The following is a 5,668-nucleotide window of genomic DNA, read 5'->3' on the forward strand; positions in this document are numbered from 1 at the left end:
GGCGACCTCGCGGTCACCCCGGCGTGGCGGCGCCTGCGCGGGCCGGCCGACCTCGCCGGTCTCGACCCGGCCGTGGAGGGCTGGGAGGCGACCCGCGCGTTGCTCTCCGGCGCCGGCCGCCCCGGCTGAACGGCGGGAACCGCGCGGGACGGCCCACGCCGACGTCGGATCTCGTGATCGGCCGCACCCGCGTCTCAGGGCGGGCCGCCCGGGATGCCCGGGATGAGGCGGGCCCGCCCGGGAGAGGCGATGCGGTCAGGAGCGCCTGTCGTCGCCCTCGTCGTCGTCCGGCGTGCCGGGCGCCTTCTCCTCGGGACCGCCGGGCGCGGTGAAGTCGAAGGTCTCCAGCTCGCCGAGGTCGACCTCCGACCGGGCGAACGCCACCGGGTCGGCGAAGTCGTCGTCGGAGGGCAGCAGGTCGGGGTGGCCCCACAGGGCGTCCCGGCCGGCGATCCCCCGGTGCTCGGAGAGCGCCGCCCAGAGAGCGGCGGCCTCGCGCAGCCGGCGGGGGCGCAGCTCCAGGCCGACCAGCGCCGCGAAGGTCTGCTCGGCGGGCCCACCCGCCGCCCGACGGCGGCGGAACGCCTCGCCGAGCCGTACGACGTTGGGCAACCGGCCACCGGCGGCGCTGTCCACCACGTGGCAGACCCACCCCTCGACCAGGGCCAGGGCGGTCTCCAGACGAGCCAGCGACGCCTTCTGGGCCGGGGTGTCCTCCGGCGTGAAGATGCCCTCCAGGGCGATGGCCTGCATCGACTCCGGGTCGGTCGGATCGACCCGGCCCATGGCCTCCTCGATCGCCTCCCGGTTGACGCGGATGCCCGCGGCGTACATTTCCACGGCGCTGAGGACGTGCCCGCGCAGCCACGGCACGTGCTGGAAGAGGCGCTGGTGCGCCGCCTCGCGCAGGGCCACGTAGAGGCGGACCTCGTCCTCGGGCAGCTCCAGGCCGGCGCCGTACTCCCGGATGTTGGCCGGGATCAGCGCGGCCGTGCCGGCGGGGCCGAGCGGCAGCCCGATGTCGCCGGCGGAGAGCACCTCCGCGGCGAGCGAGCCGAGGGCCTGGCCGAGCTGACCGCCGAAGAGGGCGCCGCCCAGGGTGGCGACCATCGACTGCATCGGGCCGAGCTGGGCGCGCGCCTCCGGCGGCACCAGGTCGCCCATCGCGCCGACCATGCGGCTGGCCACCGGATCGCACAGCTTGCGCCACACGTCCAGGGTCCGGTAGATCCACTCGTTCCGGTTCCAGGCCAGCGAGGTCTGGATGCCGGAGGGCAGGGCGGAGGCCGGCTCCAGCCAGAGGTCGGCGAGCCGCAACGCCTCCTCCACCGCGTTGCGCTCGAACGGCGAGACCGCCGGGTCGCCGGAGGCGGCGAGCTGGCTGGCGGCCACCTGGCGGGCCAGGTCCCAGTTGACCGGCCCGCTGCCCGGCGCGGAGAGCAGGTGCTGCAACTGCGACATGAACTGCTGCATCTGCGCGGGATCGTTGGGGTCTGGTGGTTGCCCACCCGGGAGCGCGAAACCGAACGGAATATCAGGCACGACGTCTACGGTACGCGCGCCGCGCCCCAGGTAGCCGCCGCCCGCGTTGCGCTCAGGGCGAAGTCACCGGTTCGTCCGTCGGAGGCCACCACCCTGATCGGTACGCTCTGGCGCATGAGACGTCGCGGCGTGACCGTCCTTCTGGGTGCCCTGCTCACCACCCTGCTCAGCATCGGCGTGCTCGCGGCACCCATCCCCTACGTGGTGCTCGGCCCCGGGCCGACCGTCAACACGTTGGGCACCTCCGACGGCAAGGAGGTCATCCAGGTGTCCGGCCGGGAGACCTCCACCTCGGCGGGGCAGTTGCGGCTGACGACCGTGGGGGTGCAGCCGGAGGTGAAGCTCCGGTCGGCGCTCCAGGCGTGGTTCTCCGATGACGAGGCGGTCGTGCCACGGGAGCTGGTGTACCCGCCGGGGGAGAGCCGGGAGCAGGTCGAGGAGCGCAACGCCCAGGACTTCGAGGTCTCGCAGACCAGCGCGGAGACCGCGGCGCTCGCCGAGCTGGGCTTCCCGGTGCAGGTGGTGGTCAAGACCGTGGCCGCCGACGGGCCGGCGTCCGGCCGGCTCCGGCCCGGCGACGTGGTCACCTCCGTCGACGGGCAGCCGTTGCCGGCGGCCAGCCGCCTCACCGAGGTGATCCGGGGCAAGCCCGCCGGGACCACCTTCACCGTCGGCTACACCCGCGACGGCGCGGCCTCCACCGTCCGCATCGCCAGCCGAGAGCAGGACGGCCGGCCGCGGATCGGTGTCGAGATCGACCAGCAGCAGCCGCACCCGTTCACCCTGAGCATCGACCTGGACGACATCGGCGGTCCCAGCGCCGGCCTGATGTTCGCGCTCGGCATCGTGGACAAGCTCACCCCGGCCGACCTGACCGGCGGCAAGGTCATCGCCGGCACGGGCACCATCGACGACTCAGGCCGGGTCGGGCCGATCGGCGGCATCCCCCAGAAGCTGGTCGGCGCGAAGGACGCCGGCGCGACCGCGTTCCTCGTGCCGGCGGACAACTGCGCCGAGGCGGTCCGCAACCCGCAGCCCGGCCTCCCGCTGATCCGGGTGGCCACGTTGGACGACGCGCTGACCGCGCTGGAGAAGCTGCGTGCCGGGGCGGAACCGACCCGCTGCTGACCGCTCCTGATCATGGCCGGCGGGCCGGTGGGCAGGGACGGACCGTGGACGCGTCGCGTCGGGGTGACCGTGGACCGCCGCGTTCAGGAACACCCCGTACTCTGGGTGCCTGATCGGAGCCGATCATATCGAGCATGCGGAGCCAACAGTGGTCATGCGTAGCAGCAGCCCCCTGCCGAGGATGAGCCGACGCGGACGCGTCACGATCGGTGTCCTGGTCGGGGTGTTCGTGCTTCTCACCCTGCTCGGGTGGGGTGTGCAGGCGTGGACGGACTGGCTGTGGTTCGAGGAGGTCCGCTACACCGACGTGTTCACCGGTGTGCTCGCCACCCGGCTGCTGCTGTTCCTCGCCGTCGGCCTCGGCATGGCGGTGATCATCGGCGGCAACCTGTGGCTGGCCCACCGGCTGCGTCCGAGGATGCGGCCGCACTCGCCCGAGCAGGTCACCCTGGAGCGCTACCGGATGTTGCTGAGCCCTCGGCTCGGCCTCTGGATCGCCCTGACCGCCGGCGTGATCGGCCTCTTCGCGGGGCTCTCCGCGCAGGGCCGCTGGAGCCAGTGGCTGCTCTTCCGCAACGGCGGCGACTTCGGCGTCAAGGATCCCGAGTTCGGGGTCGACGTCGGGTTCTACGTCTTCCAGTTGCCGTTCTGGCGCTACCTGCTCGGGGTCGGGTTCACCGCCGTCGTCCTCGCCGTCATCGGCGCGCTCGCCGTGCACTACATCTTCGGCGGCGTCCGCCTCCAGGGCGTCGGGGACCGCATGACCAACGCCGCCCGCGCGCACCTCAGCACGCTCGTCGCCGTCTTCGTCCTGCTCAAGGCCATCGCGTACGTGCTGGACCGGCGGGCGATGCTGCTGGAGTACAACGACACCGCGAACACCTACGGCGCCGGTTACGCCCAGGTCAACGCCCTGCTGCCGGCGAAGGAGATCCTCGCGTACATCTCGATCGTGGTGGCGATCGCGATCATCGTCTTCTCCAACGCCTGGATGCGGAACCTGGTCTGGCCGGGCATCTCGCTGGCCCTGCTCGGCGTGTCGGCGGTCGCGATCGGCGGCATCTACCCGTGGGCGGTGCAGAACTTCGAGGTCAAGCCCAGCGCCCGGGAGAAGGAGGCGCCGTACATCCAGCGCAGCATCGACGCGACCCGCGACGCGTTCGGGCTGACAATCGCCGACACAGCGCCGTACTCGGCCAACAACCTGATCCCACCGGCGACCCTGGCCACCGACACCAGCGTGGTACCGAACGCCCGGCTGCTCGACCCGCAGTTGGTCTCCGAGACGTACACCCAGCTCCAGCAGGTCCGTGGCTTCTACGACTTCGGCCCCAAGCTGGACATCGACCGCTACACGGTGGCCAACAAGACGCGGGACTACGTGGTCGGCGTCCGGGAGATCAACTACGGTGAGCTGACCGCCCAGCAGAGCAACTGGATCAACCGGCACACCGTCTACACCCACGGCTACGGGCTGGTGGCCGCTCCGGCCAACCAGGTGGTCTGCGGTGGGCAGCCGTTCTTCGTCTCCGGCTTCCTCGGTGGGGAGAAGTCGGCGGAGGCCTGCGGCTCGCAGACCGAGCAGATCCCGGCCAGCCAGCCCCGCATCTACTACGGCGAGCGGATGGAGGCCGACGACTACGCGATCGTCGGCAAGGCCAACCCGGACGCCAACCCGTCGGAGTTCGACCGCCCGGTCGGCGAGGGCGACAACGGCGCCGAGTCCTACTACACCTACACCGGTGCCGGTGGCGTCGAGATCGGCTCGTTCCCCCGCCGGCTGCTCTACGCCATCCAGCAGCAGGAGTCGAACTTCCTGCTCTCCGGCGCGATCAACGAGAACTCGAAGCTGCTGTACGTCCGCAACCCCCGCGAGCGGGTGGAGAAGGTCGCCCCGTTCCTGACCGTCGACGGCGACCCGTACCCGGCGGTGGTCGGCGGCCGGGTGCAGTGGATCATCGACGGCTACACCACGGCGGCCACCTACCCGTACGCCGAGCGGGTCAACCTCCAGCAGGAGACGACCGACGAGCTGACCGGCCGGGGCACCTTCCAGCTGGCCCGGGAGAACGTCAGCTACATCCGCAACTCGGTGAAGGCCACCGTCGACGCGTACGACGGCACGGTGACGCTCTACGAGTTCGACGAGAACGACCCGGTGCTCAAGGCGTGGAACAAGGCCTTCGGTGGTGACCTGGTCAAGCCGAAGGGTGACATCCCCGCCGAGCTGGCCCAGCACTTCCGCTACCCGGCCGACCTGTTCAAGGTGCAGCGCAACCTGCTCACCCGCTTCCACGTCACCAACCCCGGCGACTTCTACTCCGGCCAGGACTTCTGGGAGGTCCCGAACGTGCCGGACGCCCCGGACACCGGCCAGAAGCAGCCGCCGTACTACCTGTTCACCCAGTTCCCCGGTCAGAACGAGCCGCGCTTCCAGTTGACCTCGGCGGTCACCCCGAACGGGCGGCAGAACCTGGCCGCGTTGATCTCTGGGTCGTACGTCGACGGGAAGCCGGAGTTGAAGGTCCTGGAGCTGCCGGACCAGACCCGGATCTCCGGCCCCGTGCAGGTGCACCAGCAGATGACCAACAACGCGACCATCCGTACCGAGCTGAACCTGCTCTCCTCCAACCAGGCGCAGGTCCAGTACGGCAACCTGCTGTCGCTGCCGTTCGGCAACGGCATGCTCTACGTCGAGCCCGTCTACGTGAAGAGCAACCAGCAGGACGCGTACCCGCTGCTGCAGAAGGTGCTCCTGTCCTACGGCGACGGCGGCTCCTACGTGGTGCTCGCCAACAACCTCACCGACGGCATCAAGCAGCTCGTCGAGCAGGGCAAACGGGCCGGCGCCCCGGCCACCCCGCCGCCGGGCGGCGTCGACCCGCCGCCACCCCCCGGGGGGTCGCCGCCCCCCCCCCGGACCCGAGGTCAGGAGCCCCTTATTGAGCAGGGGGTTCGCGGGCAGCGGGGTTCTGTTAAACTTTGAGGGCTAGGACTA

General features: G+C 71.2%; 2 protein-coding genes and 1 pseudogene. 2 read left to right on the forward strand and 1 reads right to left on the reverse strand.

Going from position 1 to position 5,668, the window contains the following annotated elements; translation table 11 throughout:
- Window positions 1–255 precede the first annotated feature (255 nt).
- The gene (locus AB0I76_RS21125; protein ID WP_357038019.1) at window positions 256–1,473 is read right to left on the reverse strand and encodes a zinc-dependent metalloprotease; all 1,218 of its coding nucleotides are present in this window, start codon (window positions 1,471–1,473) and stop codon (window positions 256–258) included.
- A gap of 183 nt (window positions 1,474–1,656) precedes the next feature.
- Here AB0I76_RS21125 and AB0I76_RS21130 point away from each other — a divergent pair, with 183 nt between their 5' ends.
- Together AB0I76_RS21130 and AB0I76_RS21135 are read left to right on the forward strand one after the other, a co-directional pair.
- Window positions 1,657–2,670 (forward strand): PDZ domain-containing protein, encoded by a 1,014-nt coding sequence (locus tag AB0I76_RS21130; protein WP_357038016.1) that lies wholly within the window; start codon window positions 1,657–1,659, stop codon window positions 2,668–2,670.
- A gap of 154 nt (window positions 2,671–2,824) precedes the next feature.
- Window positions 2,825–5,539 (forward strand): annotated as a pseudogene (locus AB0I76_RS21135) (UPF0182 family protein); the annotation flags it as partial.
- Window positions 5,540–5,668: the final 129 nt, after the last annotated feature.

The organism is Micromonospora sp. NPDC049799 (assembly GCF_040656655.1).
GTDB lineage: Bacteria > Actinomycetota > Actinomycetes > Mycobacteriales > Micromonosporaceae > Micromonospora.